The sequence below is a fragment of the Dyella choica genome (assembly GCF_003977665.1).
Taxonomy (GTDB): Bacteria; Pseudomonadota; Gammaproteobacteria; order Xanthomonadales; family Rhodanobacteraceae; genus Dyella_B; species Dyella_B choica.
In genome coordinates this window covers 130261-144528 of the sequence record NZ_RYYV01000006.1, presented here as the reverse complement: position 1 = coordinate 144528, position 14268 = coordinate 130261, and the positions used below count along the sequence as shown (strand labels likewise).

The following is a 14268-nucleotide window of genomic DNA, read 5'->3' as shown; positions in this document are numbered from 1 at the left end:
CTCAGCTCTTGTCGCCGGTTTTTTCTTGGTGCCCGCCAAACGCATGGCGCATCGCCGACATCACCTTGTTGGCGTAAAGGTCATTGCCTTGCGAAGTGAAACGGCCGAACAGCGCGGCGGTCAGCACCGGCACCGGCACACCCTCGTCGATGGCGGCTTGCGCGGTCCAGCGACCTTCGCCGGAATCGGAAACGCGGCCGGTGTAACTGTTGAGCCCCGGATCACGCGCCATTTCCGCCGCCGTGAGATCGAGCAGCCACGAACCAACCACGCTGCCGCGACGCCACAGCTCGGTGATGTCGGCGATCGGAAAGTCGTACTGGTACAGCTCCGGACGTTCCAGCGGCGCGGTCTCGGCGTCTGCAGTGCGCTTCTGTTTGCCGGCATTGGCGCCCTTGAGCACATTGAGTCCTTCCGCATACGCAGCCATCAGGCCGTACTCGATGCCGTTGTGGACCATCTTCACGAAGTGCCCTGCCCCACTCGGACCGCAATACAGATAGCCCTTTTCGGCCGGCGACGGATCGCCGCTCCGGCTTTCGCTGCGCGGCGCGGCATCCACGCCCGGTGCCAGTGCCGCAAACGCCGGCTCCAGGCGCTTGAAGGCGGACTCGGGCCCGCCGATCATCTGGCAGTAGCCGCGCTCGCGTCCCCACACGCCACCACTCACGCCGACGTCCACGTACATCAGCTGATGCTTGCTCAAGGCTTCCGCGCGACGCAGGTCTTCCACGTAGTGCGAATTGCCGCCGTCGATGACCGTATCGCCGGCATTGAGCAGCGGCACGAGCTGATCGAGCACTACATCCACCACCGCCGTTGGCAACATCAGCCACACCGCGCGCGCGCCGTCGAGCCTGGCGACCAGGTCCTGGATCGATTCCGCCGCGGTCGCGCCGAAACCTGCCGCTTCGCGCCGCGCCTCGACGTGAGTATCGAACACCACGCATTCGATGCCCGCTTCGAGCATGCGGCGCACCATGTTCAGGCCCATGCGGCCCAATCCGATGAAACCCAGTTGCAGGTTCCGTGCTTTCCCGGCACTCATGTTCTGTTCCCCCATAAACGGAAGCCGCCCGCAAAGGCGTTAAGGTTGTCGCCACGCCGCACGTTGTCCGGCAGCTCTTCGAGGTGGCGCACATTGCCGCCGCCCAGCACGACGTAATCCGGCTCCAGCGCCGCCTGCAGCTGGCCGATCACGTCGAACACGTGCGCCTGCCATTTCTTCTTGCCATGCTCCTTCAGGCCGCGCGCGCCGACGTAGTCTTCGAACGTTCCCTTGCGATACGGCAGATGCGCCAGTTCCATCGGCTCGACGATGCTGTCGACGATGAACGCCGAGCCCAGGCCCGTGCCCAGGCCGAGGAACAGCATGCGTCCGCCCGCATAGCTGCCGAGCGCCTGCATCGCCGCATCGTTGATCAGCTTCACCGGACAACCGAAGGCCTTTGCAAAATCGAAACCGACCCAGCCCTTGCCGAGGTTGTACGGCTCGCGCGCAATGCGTTCATGCAGCACTGGACCGGGGTAGCCGATGCTCACCGCTTCGTACTTCCAGCCACGCATGGCCGGACGCAACTGCTTGATCATGTCTTCCGGCGTCAGCTTGCGGCTGGACTTGATCGCCACCTCGCGCTTGTTGCCGCTGATCATCGCCTTGACGTGGCTGCCGCCGACATCGATCACCAGCACCTTCGGCTGCACCTGCGCCACCGCTGCACCGGCGCCCGCTTCCGTTTTGCGGCGGGCCTTGCGATACCAGGCGATCGCCGCGTTGGTGGCGCTGTCGTGATTGAGCGGCTTGCGCGGCGATTCGATTTCGTCCACCACGCGCAGTGCCAGCTGCTTGCCCAGTTCCACGCCCCACTGGTCGAACGGATTGATGTCCCAGATCGCCGCCTGCGTGAACACGATGTGCTCGTACAGCGCGATCAAAGCCCCCAGGGCGTGCGGCGTCAGGCGATCCGCCAGCAACAGGCTGGAAGGACGATTGCCTTCGAACACGCGGTGCGGCGCGAGGCTCGCATCGATGCCTTCGGCCAACACCTGCTCCAGCGTCTTGCCCATGGCCAGCGCTTCGGCCTGCGCGATCATGTTGGCCAGCAGCAGATCGTGATGGCGCCCGGACGGATTGAGCGATTGCCCGAAACCGACGAAATCGCAGGGAATCAGCCGCGTGCCCTGGTGGATGAGCTGGTAGAACGAATGCTGCCCATTGGTGCCCGGCTCGCCCCAATACACCGGACCGGTGGCGTAGTCGACCTGTGCACCGTCGATGGTAACGTGCTTGCCGTTCGACTCCATCGTGAGCTGCTGCAGATAGGCCGGGAAACGCTTCAGATACTGCTCGTACGGCAGCACCGCCTGCGTTTCCGCGCCGAAGAAGTCGGTGTACCACACGCCCAGCAAGCCCATGATCGCCGGCAGGTTGCGTTCCAGCGGCGCGGTGCGAAAGTGTTCGTCCATCACGTGGAAGCCGGCGAGCAGGTCGGCGAACGCATCCGGGCCGATCGCGATCATGCTGGACAGGCCGATCGACGAATCCATCGAATAGCGCCCGCCCACCCAATCCCAGAAGCCGTACATCTGCTCGGTGGAAATGCCGAACTCCGTAACCGCCTTCGCGTTGGTGGACAGAGCGACGAAATGCTTCGCCACTGCGCCTTTGTCACCGCCCGCCGCCTGCATCAGCCAGTCCCGCGCGCTGTGCGCGTTGGTCATGGTCTCCAGCGTGGTGAAAGTCTTGGAGGCGACGATGAACAGCGTTTCGTCCGGGCGCAGGTCGTGCACGGCCTCGGCGAAATCGGTGTAGTCGACGTTAGACACAAAACGCATCGTCAGCTTGCGGTCGGTGTAGTGACGCAACGCTTCGTACGCCATGACCGGCCCCAGGTCGGAACCGCCGATGCCGATATTGACGATGTTGCGGATCGGCCGCCCGCTGAAGCCTAGCCAGCTGCCCTCGCGAATGGCGCCGGCAAATTGGCGCATGCGCTTGAGCACCGCATGCACCTCGGGCACCACGTTGGCGCCGTCGACCTTGATCACTCTACGCGGAGGCGTACGCAAGGCAATATGCAAGGCGGCACGTTGCTCGGTGGTGTTGACCTTCTCGCCGGCGAACATCGCGTCGCGACGCGCTTCCAACCCGCACTCGCGCGCCAGGGCGAACAGCTGCTCCAGCGTTTGGTCGGTCATGCGATGGCGGGCGTAGTCGAGCCGCCAGCCGGCCGCCTCGACCCGATAACGTTCGGCGCGACCCGGATCGGCAGCGAACAGATCACGTAAATGTTGGGTTGCCAGTGCTTGCGCTTGTGCTTGCAGATTTTGCCATGCCACCTTTTCGCGCAAGGCACTCATGCAACGGCTCCCATGCGCTCGCTCACGGTATCGATCAGCTCGCGCCAGGACTTCACGAAGGCATCGGCGCCTTCCTGCTGCAGCACGCCGGCCAGCGGCTCCACCTGGATGCCGTGCGCCTCGAACTGCGCCAGCGTGCCTGAAAGACCCGGATCATCCAGCGGCATCAGGCGCTCGGCCTTGCCGTGCTCGGCGAACGCGAGCAAGGTCTTTTCCGGCATGGTGTTGACGGTGAGCGGCGCGATCAGGTTTTCGATGTACATCACGTCGCTGGCGTTCGGGTCTTTGGTCCCCGTACTTGCCCATAGCAGGCGCTGCACGCGCGCGCCCGCATTCTGCAGCCGCTGCACGCGCGGCGAATCGATCAGCGCGCGGTACCTGGCGTAGATCTGCCCACACACGGCGAAGCCCAGCTTGTTGCGCAACTCGGCCGGCACTTTGTCCGCCACCTTCACGTCCCAGCGGCTGATGAACACCGAGGCGACCGAAGCCACGTCCAGTTCCAGCCCGGCCGCATGGCGGCGTTCCAGGCCACGCAACCATGCCTCGGCGGCGGCCTGGTATTGCTCGGGCGAGAACAGCAGCGTGACATTGATCGGGACGCCGCGGAAGATCAGCTCCTCGATCGCGGGAATGCCGGCCGGCGTGCCGGGCACCTTGATGAACAGGTTATGCACGGCGGCCTGATTGTGCAGCGCCACCGCCTGCTCGATCGTGCCTTGCGTATCGTCCGCCAGTAGCGGCGACACTTCCAGCGAAACCCAGCCGTCCACGCCGTGCGTATGCTGATACACCGGCTCGAAAATGGCCGCTGCGCGACGCAGATCGTCGATGGCCAGGCCGAAGAACACCGTTTCCGGATCCGTTTGCCCGGCTCCGCGAATGGAAGCGTCGTAATCTTTGCCGGCCTTGATCGCCTGGGCAAAGATGGTCGGATTGGACGTGAGGCCGGTCACATGCTTAAGCTCGCGATAGCCGAGCAAGGTGCCGTCACCCAGGATGCCGCGGGTGATGTTGTCCAACCACAGACTCTGTCCGAGCCCATGGAGCGTGCGGGTCGGTTGATCCATTGCAGTACTCCTAGCTGATTGAGGCGAGTATTCGATCGGGCCGCAACGGCAAGACCTGGCAGGCGTGCCGGCATGTCGGCCGGCAGGGTAGCAAGGCGGGGGTCGCGGTCTGATGACCGTTGCGACTATACGCCTGAACATCACGTGCCCGGAACCCGGCCGCAGCGACCTTAAGCTAGTTCACTTCCTGCCAACGATAGAACTTTCGCTGCGCCATGGAGAGCATGTCGAGATCTTCCTTGGTATCGCCGTAGGCATACACCAAGGGAAAGCTCGCCGGATCACACAGCTCGCGTACGCGCCGGCATTTTTCCTCCTTGACACACTGCAGGCCTTGGTAACGGCCACTGAGCACACCGTTTTCGGCATGCAGGCTTGAGCACAGCAGCTCAACGCCATGCCGCTTGCACCACGGCTTAAGGTAAATATCCAACGCACCGGAGACGACCACGACCTTGTCGCCTTGCGCCTGGTGCCACTGGATTCGTTCCAGCGCCGAAGGGCGCACGATCTGCGGCAGCACCTCTTCGGAGAAACGCCGGCCTGCGTGAGCGATGCTCTCCGCGCGCAAACCGCGGAAGCCGAACGCCACCAATTTTGAGCGGATGCGGATGCCCGAGACCAGCCCGAGCCGGTAGCCGATGACCCACGGGGGAAAGAGAGCGCTCCCCAGCACGTGTCTACGGCGCGGGATAGCAAATCGCAGAAAGGGCGCGAAGGTTTCCTTATGGGTGATCGTGCCGTCGAAATCGAACAGGGCAAGATTCATGCGCGTTTTTAATAGCGGAGGAACTGCGATCATGCCATGCGTATGCGGATAGATTGGAGTGCGAAGGTTGACGCGCGGTGATTCCGATGCCAAGGCGATAGCCATGCCGCCATGCACGGCAACGAATATAAATATCGTGTTTGCTCCGATCGTCGAACCGTTTAACCGGATGCGAACAAGCCGCCCGCTAGCCTGGACTTCCGCGACACACCATCGAGGAACGTTTATGCCTCCCACGATGTTCGACCTGCCGCTCCGCCGCGTGGATCACGACCACGAAGCCCGTCGTGCCTCCACCGAACCGGTCGAGGGGTATGTGCTGGACCCGTGGTCCGGCCTGTATCTGGAAACCGAAGTCGCTTACAAGCATCGCGTTGCCCCGCAAGAGCTGGCTTGATGATCCGCGAATGCAGCGGGATCAAGTTCGCGGCGTTCGATGGTAGCGATCATTCAGTGCATAAAGAATGGCCACGGCTTCCAGGTCCATGCTGCCGCTGTAGTCCGAAGAGCGAAAATGCATCTGGAAGGCGCGCACCAGCAACTTGAATGCGTCTGCATCGGAAGGGCCGGGCATGGCATGGCGCTATCGCCGGAACGCGGCGAGTAACTGCGCGGTGGATGGCAAGCCGCTGCTGGCGAATTCATTTTTTGATAGCGCTGCATCGTGGCGGCCTCGTACCAGGAGCCCACTCCCTTTCACTCCTTTCAAATAGAGTTCGTGCCATGGAAAGCGCGGACCAGGATCCGATTTGCGCGCATAGGCAATGTCCGAATGTCCGAGGACGTGAGTAGGCGTAATCTCCGGATATCGGCTCAGGATATTTCGCGTCAGGGCCGCCACCGCGTCGACCTGCTGCGACGCGTAGTCAGGGGGATGGAATTGGCTATCCGTCTCGCTGGGCTGCTTCCCCATGGACTTCTTCCTTGTCCCCAATCCGTCTTGGCGTCGCCAACCCGCGATGGTTGGCGACGGACGAGTCGGCTGCGCTCTTCATAAGGTGCAAATAGAAAGGCCCCCTTGCGGGGGCCGTGAGCTTCATTGTAGGGGTCAATGAGAACTCTAGTTAGCTAACACCGGATGCGCAGAGAAGGTCACCCGGCAGACGTAGATTGCAACTAAACGCAGTAAAGGAAAATCAGCGACTTGCTCGACGACTTGTAGGATCATGACGACAGATCGTCACCGACCTTCATGCTCTTCCGCCAAATGCGCGCGCAACGCCCTTTCGTGCAGCACGACTCGACCTGATGACTGCGCGAGCAGTAAGGTCCGCGCGCATGCGCCTACGAGAACCAGGCATCGCCAATCTTCCCTGCCCTCCTTCGCCAAGCTTCGGCCTTCGCGTCCACGGCGGGATGATTTTCCCGTCCCTTCCGTTTACTACAGCTTGGCCTTTCTCAGCCGTTGCAGCTCGTTGGTCAGCCAATCCGCCGACAGCTGTTCCTTGCCATCGCAATTCACCTTGTACGGCTTGCCACTCATGCTGCTCTGGCTGCCGGCGCGCTCGATGAACTGCTCGGCGGTGTTCACCATGTCCCGGCGCAACAGATAGTCGAGCTTGTCCTGAAGGTGTGCCTGTGCATCCTTGGCGCTGTAGGAGCTACCGTTGCGAATGAAGGTGCAGTGGCTGTTACCGACGAAAGCCAGCAGAGCATTCACCTCCTGCCGCCCCGTCATACCCAGCGCTGCATAGGCGCTCATCGCAGGCAGGCTGGCGGCGACCACCAACGCGGCGACGAACCATCGGTGTTGCATAGACATATTGAGTCCACCTGTTCTCTGAGGCTCAGTAGGAGCCGCATTGACCGCGCTGGGACGCGACGGGTTCCCATACATGCCTCAGAAACCCGCGCTCCCGATGCGGGGAACGGGAACATGGGAACACCGCAAGCAGCAAAACGAGGCAAAACGAGGCCATCCAGGATCAGGGACTCGATTCATGAATGTGACGACCATTCATGCGAAGCCGTCGGCATCCGGCGGCTTCTCGAACGTGGCTGGATCGGCCTGAGATGAAGGAAGTGGTGGCTATGGGTGGACTCGAACCACCGACCCCAGCATTATGAGTGCTGTGCTCTAACCGGCTGAGCTACATAGCCAAGGGGTGCGCCGTCCGGGGTCCGGACTGGCATCTATTCAGGCGGGGCGCGGCAGTTTAATCGGGCTGCCCGCGCGGTTCAAGTAGGCGGCTTGCTCCCGCTTCGTAGGCTATGGTTGAATCGATCCAGGGTTGCGCATGCTGAAGGTCTGTCAGACTGCGGCGATGCACCCCGAGGAGGTTGGATGATCGACGCTGATGGCTACCGTCCGAATGTTGGCATCGTGCTGCTCAATGCAGACGGCCGGCTATTCTGGGCGCGCCGCGTCCATCGGGATGGCTGGCAGTTTCCCCAGGGCGGCATGCGCAGCGATGAAACCCCGCTGGAGGCCATGTATCGCGAGCTGGCCGAAGAAACCGGCCTGATGCCGCAACACGTGGAGGTGCTGGCCAGCACCCGTGGCTGGCTGCGCTACAAGCTGCCCAGCCGCTATATCCGCCATCACCAGCACCCTACCTGCATCGGCCAGAAGCAGGTGTGGTTCCTGCTGAAACTGGTGAGCGGGGAAGATGCGCTTTGCCTGGACGCCTGCGACAAGCCGGAATTCGACCTGTGGCGCTGGGTGGATTTCTGGTACCCGGCTGCCCACGTGGTGAATTTCAAGCGCGACGTCTATCACCGTGCCTTGCGCCATTTCGCGCCCCTGGTGGAAACCGAGCTGTGCATTCAGCTTGGCCCGCAGCCCCAGTCGCAAGGGCAAGGCCGACCCGGCCGGGGCCGGCGCGCGGCCGCCTGAACCGGCAGCGGCGTCGCTTGCCGAAGTCTAGTTGACAATCATTCGCATTCGCGTTGAAATGCGCGGCATGTACATCTGCCTGTGCAACGCCGTTACCGACCATGACATCCGCCGCGCGGCCGCCGATGGTGTGCGCAGCTTTGCCGAGCTGCAGGCGCGCACCGGCTGCTCCGATTGCTGCGGCTGCTGCGAGACGGAAGCCCGCGCCACGCTGGACCAGGCAATCAAGCAGGTCGCCCTGGATATCCCTCTCTTCATCACGGCCTGAGCTCGAATCGGCGGCAGATCCCATCCACGCCATCGCCTCAAGCGATGGCGTTTTGCATGGTGAATCGTTCTCATTGCGGCAGGGCTCGCAACCAGCTCGTATAGTTCCGTATCTATGCCGTTACGGAGAACAATCATGAAAGGTGACGCCAAGGTCATCGAGTTCCTCAACAAGGTGCTCTACAACGAGCTGACCGCGATCAACCAGTACTTCCTGCATTACCGCATGTACAAGAACTGGGGTTATCAGGAACTGGCCGAGCACGAGTACAAGGAATCGATCGACGAGATGAAGCACGCCGATCGGCTGATCGAGCGCATCCTGTTCCTGGAGGGCCTGCCCAATCTCCAGCACCTGGGCAAGCTGCGCATCGGCGAGAACGCGCTTGAATGCATCCAATGCGACCTCGACCTGGAATTGGCGGCTGTGGTGGATTTGCGCGCAGCGATCGCGCACAGCGAAGGCGTCGCCGACTACGTGAGCCGTGATCTGTTCCGCAGCATCCTGGCCGCCGAAGAAGAGCACATCGACTGGCTGGAAACCCAGCTCAGCCTGGTGAAGGACATCGGTGCGGAGCGCTACCTGCAGTCGAAGATGGAAAGTTAGTGCAAGAAATGGTCAGCAAACGCGCTCGCGCCCATGCAAGCGCTTGCGCGTTCGCCCCTCGCAAGCTCTGCGTCAACGACTTTCTGCGTCTTCCAAGTTAAGAACCTATTGCCCTGCGGCGAGCTCAGCGATCTGCCGCACAAAGCGCCTTGCGTTTCCTTGACGGTCTCGTCACGAACCGGCTATATCCATCATTTTGCCGGAAGGGTCCGCATGGCTTCCCGTCCACCACCCCGCTACGTGGTACGTCCACACGATGCTGCCAGCCAGCGTCGGCGGATGCTGTGGCTGGGACTGGCCTGGTTCGCCAGCCTGGTCGTGGTGGCGATCGTCACCACGCTGCTGAGCGGCGCATGGAAAAGCGTAGGACCGAGTCTGGCCGATCGTCGGGCGCTGCGCACGCTCACCACCGAAAATGAACAGCTCAAGCAGCAGGTCGCCAACGTGCAACGCTCGCAACAGGTCGGCGATGTCGCCAACCAGGCGCTGCGCAAGACCATTTCCCAGCGCGATGAAGAAATCAGCGGCCTGCGCGCCGATCTCGGCTTCTACTCCCGCCTGGTCGGCGGCGATGCGCAACGAGAGGGACTGAAGGTGCAGGAAGTATCTCTGCAACCGGTGCTGCATTCGCCGGCGTGGAACCTCACCATCAGCCTCACGCAGAACGTCAAGCGCGGTGACGACACCGACGGCACCGCCATCGTCACGGTGGAAGGCCTGCGCAACAACAAGGTCATGCAACTGGACTGGTCCACGCTGGGCGATGCCGCCGAAAAGAACGGCATCCCGTTTCGCTTTCGCTACTTCCAGCAATTGCACACCACCATCGCGCTGCCCGCCGATTTTCGCCCGACCCGATTGCATGTCACCGTCCGGCCCGAAAATGGCGACCCAGTCAGCCGCGCCGTCGCCTGGAACGACGCCCTCTCCAGCCCTGTCACGATCTCCCAAGGGGAAACCGATGCTCAGCCGTAAGCGCAACGAACCGACCTCATCCTCCCGGAATGCCGAAACCAGCCTGATTTCGCACGGCACCATCATTCGCGGCGACGTCCGCTTCACCGGCACGCTGCATGTGGAAGGCCGCATCGAGGGCGCCGTGCTGGGCGAGGGAGCGAGCGCGGTGTTCACGTTGAGCGAGCACGGCCAGGTGCAGGGAGAGGTGCGCGTGCCGCATGCCATGATCAACGGCCAGGTGACCGGCGACATCTATGCCAGCGAACGCCTGGAACTGGCCACCCAGGCCCGCGTGGTCGGCGACGTACGCTACAGTTCGCTGGAGATGGCCGCGGGCGCGCAGGTGAACGGCCGCATCGCGCATCAGGGCGAGGAACATACGCATCGCGAACTGCCCGCCCCGGAAGTACGCTCCGAGACGGCAACTGCCTGAACCCGGGCCGGCACGCAGCCCCGGATCACGGGCTTGAGCTGATATGCTTGAGCCCGCGCAATCACAGCCCCATATCCGGCGCTATGGAAACCATCGTAGCCATCCCCGATTACCGCCAGGCCGGCGCGCCCCTCATCTTCACTGAGGCCGCCGCGCGCAAGGTGCATGAACTCATCCAGGAAGAAGGCAATCCTGAGCTGAAGCTGCGTGTTTACATCAGCGGCGGCGGCTGCTCGGGTTTCCAGTACGGCTTCACCTTCGACGAAACCCAGGCGGAAGACGATTTCGCGCTGGCCCGCGAGGGCGTCACCCTGCTGGTGGACCCGCTCTCCCTGCAGTACCTCACCGGCGCCGAGATCGACTACACCGAGAACTTCAGCGGCTCGCAGTTCGTCATCCGCAATCCGAACGCCAAGACCACTTGCGGCTGCGGCTCTTCCTTCTCCACCTGAAGAACTTCGACCCGTCCGGATGATTACGACGAAACTCAACACTTTCGCCGGACTCAGCTTGATCCTCGACCGTGTCGCCGAACAGCGTGACGCCGTCGACTGGGTAGTGTCCAAGGCGGCTTCGCCCGATGCGCGCTATGTGCTGCTGGATGCCGCCGGCGATGCCTTTCTGCAACGCGAAGAAGAAGCCGCCCTGCGCTGGCTCGATGCCGGCGAACGGCAGCGTCTGCTGCCGCATGCATCCTGGAGCCTGCTCGGCATCGTCGACGGACAGCCGCATTTCATGCTGCTGCTCGACCAGAGCCATGACGTTGCCGCGCTGGAAGCGGCCCTGGCCGCGCGACGCATGAGCTTGCGCGAAGCCGGCCTGCTGCTGGCCGCGGATGAAGCAGGCCTGTTCGCCTACGCCAAGGGCCTGGCCCACTGGCAGCGGGAAACTCTTTTCTGCACGCGCTGCGGCTCGTCCTTGCAGCTGGTTTCCTCCGGGCACCGCGCCCAGTGCACCCGTCCCGACTGCGGCCGCGTGCACTTTCCGCGTACCGACGCCGCGATCATCGTGATCGTCGAATACCAGGGCGCATGCCTGCTGGGGCGCCAGGCCGGCTGGCCAGCGGGACGCTACTCCACCCTCGCCGGTTTCGTGGAACCCGGCGAAGCTCTGGAAGACGCCGTGCGCCGCGAAGTCGCCGAAGAGGCCGGGGTGATCGTCGGCGAAGTGCATTACCACTCCTCGCAACCCTGGCCGATGCCGGCTTCGCTGATGGTCGGCTTCACCGCCAGCGCGCTTTCGCCCACCATCCGGCTGCGCGACGGCGAGCTGGAAGATGCCCGCTGGTTCACGCCGCAACAGATCATCGACGCACTCGCCGATGGCAGCTTGAAGACGCCGACCCGGCTGTCCGTGTCGTACCAGTTGCTTTCGCACTGGCTGCAGCAACGCGCAGGGCTGGATCTGGATGCGCTGATAACGCAGTGAGCGCGTAGGCTGGGATGGCAATCGTAGGCTGGGTTGCCAAACCCAGCATTGCCATGCTGCAGCGCACGCGATGCTGGGATTGTCATCCCAGCCTACGCACAGCGAGACTCGCTTACAATCGTGGCCATCCAAGGGAGAGTCCTGTTCATGGCCATTCGCCTGCTTGCTGCGCTGATCGCTCTGGGACTGCTGCACCTGCAGCCACAGCTTGCGTGTTGGCGCGGCGATGCCGGCTTCCGGCGCTGGGTGCACCAGCTGGCCGACACCAGCGGCACGGCACGCGTAGCACTGGCGCTGCTGATACCGGCACTGGTGTGTTCGTTGGCAATTTTGATGCTGCATCGGCTGCCGCTGGCGGATCTGCTGCTGTTGATCTTTGCGCTGCTTGTGCTGCTGTTTTCGCTCGGCCCGCATGCTTTCGAAGCCGACCTGGAAGCGATACTCAAGGCGCCCGACCAGAGCAGCCGTGAGAGCGCTGCCCAGGTCCTGTCGGACGACGGCGAGGCGGTAGCCTGGCGCACGACCGACCTGGGTGAAGCGACCGCCTACGCCGCGCTGCGCCGCCGCTTCGGTGTCCTGTTCTGGTTTTTCGTGCTGGGTCCGTTCGGCGCCCTGCTCTACCGTCTCGCACGGCAATTGGGCCATGACACCTCGTTAGCGCTGGATGCCCAGGCACGCAGCGGCGCCCGTCATGTTGCCAATGCGCTGGACTGGCTGCCGGCCCAGCTGATGGTGTTCACGCTCGCCCTGGTCGGCCATTGGGATGCGGTGATCGGCGCCTGGCGCCGCTGGCACCAGCAGGCGGCGCCGAACAGCTGGTATCTGTCCAATCCTGATTTTCTCGGCGCGGCGGCGCGTGCAGACGTGCTGACTGACATTGAAGGGGGCGATGGCTACGTAGAGGAACGCACCGATACGCTGCATGAGCTGCGCCGTTTACGCAGTGCATTGCTGCGCGCGTTGCTCGCGTGGTTGAGCGTGGTTGCGCTGATCGTGATGGGCAGCTGGCTGCACTGACCGAGATTTAAGGATGCAGCCCAGGCATCAGCATCGCCATCGGGCTTAGCCTTCACCGGATCGCATCGAGCGCCGCCTCGACGGCTCGGCCGGCCGCGAGTAGCGCATCGTCGGCATAGGGCGCTCCCGCCAACATCAACCCCACGGGTGCCGCGTCGCGCGGATGGCACGGCAACGTCAGCGCGCACCCGTCCAGAAAGTTGAACGCGGCCGGATTGCGCAGCACGAGCGCATTGGTCCGGACGAACGCTTCGTCGTCATGTTCGAGTTCAGCCAGGCGCGGCGGCTCGATGGGCACCGTCGGCGCCAGCACCGCGTCGTAATGCCGCCACAGCATGGTGCTCGCAGCTTCGATCATCGCCGTGCGTTCGGCCACCAGGTCGAGATAGTCGGCAGCGCTTGCATGCTCGCCCTGGAGTACACGCGCGAGCACGCGCGGATCGTACTCGTCCCGATGCCGCGCCAGCAGCGAACGGTGCCATGCATACCCCTCGATGGGTGAGAAGCCGAAGCGGTTGATTTCGGGCAGGCGGTCGAACGGCTCGAACCGCACTTCGCTCACGATCGCACCCATCGCTTCGAGCTGCTTGAGCGCGCTGTCGATGGTGCTGGCGACCGCAGGCTCGACGCCGTCGGTCACGTAGTTGGTGAGCACACCCAGCCGCAGCCCTTCGATCGCCCGCATGGCCGGAATGCGCGGCTCGAGCCCCGCAAGCACCCGATCCACCAACGCGCAGCATGCGACCCTGGCGCCGATCGGACCGAACGAGTCGAGCGAGGACGACAGCGGCACGCCACCCTGTTTCGGGATGCGCGCGGCAGTGGGCTTGAAGCCGGTGAGCCCGCACAATGCGGCGGGAATGCGGATCGAGCCGGACGTGTCGGTGCCGAGCGCAACGGCAGCCATGCCGTCCGCCACCGACGCCGCCGCGCCCGACGACGAGCCGCCAGCGATCCGCTCGTCGCCCTTCACACCGCGCCGCCATGGCGAAAGCGGATGCCCGTAGTGCGGATTGAGCCCGAGCCCCGAGAGCGCGAATTCGCTCATGTTGGTGCGCCCGACGATCACGGCACCCGCCCGCTTCAGACGCGCGACCGCCACCGCGTCCACGCTGGCCGGAGCTGCATGGGTCAGTGCGCGCGAGCCTGCGCGCGTCACCTGCCCCTTGATATCGAACAGATCCTTCACCGAGACCGGAATGCCGGCGAGCGGCGAGAGCACGGTGCCGGCCGCGCGCAGGCGATCATGCGCGGCGGCGGCGGCGCGGGCATTTTCAACGTCGACCCGGAGGAACACAGTCGCGCCCTGGCCGCGATCGTCGGCGATGCGTTCGAGTGCGGTTTCGATGAGTGCGACGCTGGTCGTGCGGCCGGCGGCCAGGTCGGCCGCCAATTGGGTCAGCGGGGGGAAGGGGGGGAAAGCAGAGGAATCGACGGCCATGATCTTCGGAGCGTGCTGGAAGCGCAGGGAGCCGAGTGTGGCTCCGGTTCTTGGGAGAAATCCTTAACGCCGTCAGTGTGCGC

At 63.6% G+C, this 14268-nt stretch carries 17 protein-coding genes and 1 tRNA gene; 9 read left to right on the top strand and 9 right to left on the bottom strand.

From position 1 onward, the window contains the following. Window position 1: 1 nt before the first annotated feature. From gnd to EKH80_RS09895, 4 genes are all read right to left on the bottom strand, one after another. On the bottom strand, window positions 2–1048 hold the full coding sequence (gene gnd, locus EKH80_RS09910) for a phosphogluconate dehydrogenase (NAD(+)-dependent, decarboxylating) (protein WP_126684588.1): 1047 nt from the start codon (window positions 1046–1048) through the stop codon (window positions 2–4). Then, window positions 1045–3360, bottom strand: a complete 2316-nt coding sequence (gene pgi, locus EKH80_RS09905) for a glucose-6-phosphate isomerase (RefSeq protein ID WP_126684587.1) — start codon at window positions 3358–3360, stop codon at window positions 1045–1047. The genes gnd and pgi overlap by 4 nt, the downstream gene beginning before the upstream one ends. Further along, window positions 3357–4430, bottom strand: a complete 1074-nt coding sequence (gene tal / locus EKH80_RS09900; protein WP_126684586.1) for a transaldolase — start codon at window positions 4428–4430, stop codon at window positions 3357–3359. Before tal ends, pgi begins: the two co-directional genes overlap by 4 nt. A 175-nt stretch (window positions 4431–4605) precedes the next feature. Continuing rightward, window positions 4606–5232, bottom strand: coding sequence for an HAD family hydrolase (locus EKH80_RS09895; RefSeq protein ID WP_230473587.1), 627 nt, complete (start codon window positions 5230–5232; stop codon window positions 4606–4608). 193 nt (window positions 5233–5425) lie between these two features. Between EKH80_RS09895 and EKH80_RS23800 the strand changes: the two genes are divergently transcribed. Beyond that, entirely contained in the window at window positions 5426–5596 is a 171-nt protein-coding gene (locus EKH80_RS23800) for a hypothetical protein (RefSeq protein WP_158628802.1), read from the top strand. A gap of 21 nt (window positions 5597–5617) precedes the next feature. Here the strand turns inward: EKH80_RS23800 and EKH80_RS09890 are convergent, their stop codons facing one another. From EKH80_RS09890 to EKH80_RS09875, 4 genes are all read right to left on the bottom strand, one after another. After that, complete coding sequence (locus tag EKH80_RS09890; RefSeq protein ID WP_126684585.1) at window positions 5618–5773, bottom strand: N-acetylmuramoyl-L-alanine amidase; 156 nt, start codon at window positions 5771–5773, stop codon at window positions 5618–5620. Window positions 5774–5782: 9 nt separating this feature from the next. After that, complete coding sequence (locus EKH80_RS09885; RefSeq protein WP_126684584.1) at window positions 5783–6112, bottom strand: N-acetylmuramoyl-L-alanine amidase; 330 nt, start codon at window positions 6110–6112, stop codon at window positions 5783–5785. A gap of 468 nt (window positions 6113–6580) precedes the next feature. Continuing rightward, on the bottom strand, window positions 6581–6961 hold the full coding sequence (locus tag EKH80_RS09880) for a YfeK family protein (protein ID WP_196240364.1): 381 nt from the start codon (window positions 6959–6961) through the stop codon (window positions 6581–6583). Between the two features lie 261 nt (window positions 6962–7222). After that, window positions 7223–7299, bottom strand: a tRNA-Met gene (locus EKH80_RS09875). Window positions 7300–7483: 184 nt separating this feature from the next. Between EKH80_RS09875 and EKH80_RS09870 the strand changes: the two genes are divergently transcribed. The 8 genes from EKH80_RS09870 (at window position 7484) to ampE (ending at window position 12744) form a co-directional block, all read left to right on the top strand. Next, a complete protein-coding gene (locus tag EKH80_RS09870; protein WP_126684583.1) occupies window positions 7484–8035 on the top strand; it encodes an RNA pyrophosphohydrolase in 552 nt (183 codons plus the stop codon). Window positions 8036–8093: 58 nt separating this feature from the next. After that, window positions 8094–8303 carry a (2Fe-2S)-binding protein gene (locus EKH80_RS09865; RefSeq protein ID WP_126684753.1) on the top strand — a complete coding sequence of 70 codons (210 nt, stop codon included), beginning with the start codon at window positions 8094–8096 and terminating at the stop codon, window positions 8301–8303. A 135-nt stretch (window positions 8304–8438) separates the two neighbouring features. Continuing rightward, on the top strand, window positions 8439–8909 hold the full coding sequence (bfr, locus tag EKH80_RS09860; RefSeq protein ID WP_126684582.1) for a bacterioferritin: 471 nt from the start codon (window positions 8439–8441) through the stop codon (window positions 8907–8909). Between the two features lie 213 nt (window positions 8910–9122). Further along, window positions 9123–9884: a DUF6776 family protein gene (locus tag EKH80_RS09855; protein WP_126684581.1), complete on the top strand. Its 762-nt coding sequence runs from the start codon at window positions 9123–9125 to the stop codon at window positions 9882–9884. Continuing rightward, window positions 9871–10299, top strand: coding sequence for a bactofilin family protein (locus EKH80_RS09850; protein WP_126684580.1), 429 nt, complete (start codon window positions 9871–9873; stop codon window positions 10297–10299). The genes EKH80_RS09855 and EKH80_RS09850 overlap by 14 nt, the downstream gene beginning before the upstream one ends. Before the next feature lie 83 nt (window positions 10300–10382). Beyond that, a complete protein-coding gene (erpA, locus tag EKH80_RS09845) occupies window positions 10383–10751 on the top strand; it encodes an iron-sulfur cluster insertion protein ErpA (RefSeq protein WP_126684579.1) in 369 nt (122 codons plus the stop codon). A 19-nt stretch (window positions 10752–10770) separates the two neighbouring features. After that, complete coding sequence (nudC, locus tag EKH80_RS09840) at window positions 10771–11727, top strand: NAD(+) diphosphatase (protein WP_126684578.1); 957 nt, start codon at window positions 10771–10773, stop codon at window positions 11725–11727. Window positions 11728–11874: 147 nt separating this feature from the next. Then, a complete protein-coding gene (ampE, locus tag EKH80_RS09835) occupies window positions 11875–12744 on the top strand; it encodes a regulatory signaling modulator protein AmpE (RefSeq protein WP_126684577.1) in 870 nt (289 codons plus the stop codon). A 52-nt stretch (window positions 12745–12796) separates the two neighbouring features. On the opposite strand, the gene EKH80_RS09830 is transcribed toward ampE, so the two are convergent. Then, window positions 12797–14185 (bottom strand): amidase, encoded by a 1389-nt coding sequence (locus EKH80_RS09830; protein WP_126684576.1) that lies wholly within the window; start codon window positions 14183–14185, stop codon window positions 12797–12799. Window positions 14186–14268: the final 83 nt, after the last annotated feature.

Coding starts and splice junctions, on each gene's coding strand:
- EKH80_RS09830 (WP_126684576.1), bottom strand. CDS start 14,185: ATGGCCGTCGATTCCTCTGCTTTCCCCCCCTTCCCCCCGCTGACCCAA.
- pgi (WP_126684587.1), bottom strand. CDS start 3,360: ATGAGTGCCTTGCGCGAAAAGGTGGCATGGCAAAATCTGCAAGCACAA.
- EKH80_RS09865 (WP_126684753.1), top strand. CDS start 8,094: ATGCGCGGCATGTACATCTGCCTGTGCAACGCCGTTACCGACCATGAC.
- EKH80_RS23800 (WP_158628802.1), top strand. CDS start 5,426: ATGCCTCCCACGATGTTCGACCTGCCGCTCCGCCGCGTGGATCACGAC.
- gnd (WP_126684588.1), bottom strand. CDS start 1,048: ATGAGTGCCGGGAAAGCACGGAACCTGCAACTGGGTTTCATCGGATTG.
- EKH80_RS09870 (WP_126684583.1), top strand. CDS start 7,484: ATGATCGACGCTGATGGCTACCGTCCGAATGTTGGCATCGTGCTGCTC.
- EKH80_RS09895 (WP_230473587.1), bottom strand. CDS start 5,232: ATGATCGCAGTTCCTCCGCTATTAAAAACGCGCATGAATCTTGCCCTG.
- tal (WP_126684586.1), bottom strand. CDS start 4,430: ATGGATCAACCGACCCGCACGCTCCATGGGCTCGGACAGAGTCTGTGG.
- bfr (WP_126684582.1), top strand. CDS start 8,439: ATGAAAGGTGACGCCAAGGTCATCGAGTTCCTCAACAAGGTGCTCTAC.
- EKH80_RS09880 (WP_196240364.1), bottom strand. CDS start 6,961: ATGTCTATGCAACACCGATGGTTCGTCGCCGCGTTGGTGGTCGCCGCC.
- nudC (WP_126684578.1), top strand. CDS start 10,771: ATGATTACGACGAAACTCAACACTTTCGCCGGACTCAGCTTGATCCTC.
- EKH80_RS09885 (WP_126684584.1), bottom strand. CDS start 6,112: ATGGGGAAGCAGCCCAGCGAGACGGATAGCCAATTCCATCCCCCTGAC.
- ampE (WP_126684577.1), top strand. CDS start 11,875: ATGGCCATTCGCCTGCTTGCTGCGCTGATCGCTCTGGGACTGCTGCAC.
- EKH80_RS09850 (WP_126684580.1), top strand. CDS start 9,871: ATGCTCAGCCGTAAGCGCAACGAACCGACCTCATCCTCCCGGAATGCC.
- EKH80_RS09855 (WP_126684581.1), top strand. CDS start 9,123: ATGGCTTCCCGTCCACCACCCCGCTACGTGGTACGTCCACACGATGCT.
- erpA (WP_126684579.1), top strand. CDS start 10,383: ATGGAAACCATCGTAGCCATCCCCGATTACCGCCAGGCCGGCGCGCCC.
- EKH80_RS09890 (WP_126684585.1), bottom strand. CDS start 5,773: ATGCCCGGCCCTTCCGATGCAGACGCATTCAAGTTGCTGGTGCGCGCC.